The sequence below is a fragment of the Noviherbaspirillum malthae genome (genome assembly GCF_015352985.1).
Taxonomy (GTDB): domain Bacteria; phylum Pseudomonadota; class Gammaproteobacteria; order Burkholderiales; family Burkholderiaceae_D; genus Noviherbaspirillum; species Noviherbaspirillum malthae.
In genome coordinates, this window is the sequence record NZ_JACYXF010000189.1 from 1 (window position 1) to 1169 (window position 1169).

General features: G+C 53.6%; 1 protein-coding gene. It reads right to left on the reverse strand.

The annotated features are described in order from the left end of the window. Entirely contained in the window at window positions 1-1092 is a 1092-nt protein-coding gene (locus tag IGW03_RS37675) for an IS630 family transposase (RefSeq protein ID WP_194727489.1), read from the reverse strand. Window positions 1093-1169: the final 77 nt, after the last annotated feature.

Consider the following 1169-nt stretch of genomic DNA (forward strand, 5'->3'; position numbering starts at 1 on the left):
CTAGTGTGGTGTCCCGCAAATAACTTTACAAAGTCGCTCAACTTTTTGCAGTATTGAGTCGGCGGTTGCAGTCCAGACGAACGGTCGCGAGTGGGCGTTGTACTGCTCAACAAAGCTGTCGATCTTGCGAGTGAGCTCGGTGACGGTTTTGAATGAATTGCGTTTCAATGCTCTTTGCGTAAGCAGGCCGAACCAGCGCTCCACTTGGTTGAGCCAGGAACTGTAGGTAGGTGTGTAGTGCACATGGTAGCGAGGACGTTGCGCCAGCCAGGCACGGACCTTGGGATGCTTGTGCGTCGCATAGTTATCGATCACCAAATGCACATCCAGCGATGCGGGGACGTTTTTATCGATATGGCGTAGAAATGACAGAAACTCCTGATGTCGGTGGCGTGCCTTACATTGCCCGATCACTTCGCCGCTGGCCACGTCGAGTGCTGCAAACAGGGTTGTCGTGCCGTGCCGGAAGTAGTCATGTGCAGTGCCCTCGATTTCTCCAATGCCAACCGGGATGGCAGGCTGACTGCGTTCAATGGCCTGAATCTGGCTCTTCTCGTCCACGCACAGTACCAATGCCTTGTCAGGCGGGTTCAGATACAGGCCAACAATGTCGCGTACCTTCTCCACGAAGAACGGATCCGTGGAGAGCTTGAATGACTTGCTGCGATGAGGCTGCACACCGAACAGATGCAGATAGCGCTGGACCGTACTTTTGGAAATGCCTGTTTCTTCGCCCGCTAGTCGGGTGCTCCAATGCGTCGCTTTCTTTGGTTTGTCCTTGAGTACCTTGTTGAGCAGCGTGGCGATATGGTCGTCACCGTAGCTGCGAGGCCGACCGGGTCGCGCTACATCATATAGCCCTGCAATCCCTTGGCTGAGATAGCGCTTTCGCCAATGCCCAACGCTAGGTAACGTCAAACCAAAGTGCTCGGCAATGGCAGTATTGGAATAACCTTCAGCGGACATCAGGATCATCTGGGCGCGACGCACGACACTATGCGGCAAGGAACGAGAGTGGGCTAATACTTGCAAGTCGGCATGTTCCTGCTCCGACAGCGTGATTTCCGCTTTCTTTGGACGTCCGCGTTCCATGGCCACACTCCTGTTTCAGCAGCATAGCCAATAGACACTTCAATTTATATAAAGTTATTTGCGGGACACCACACTAG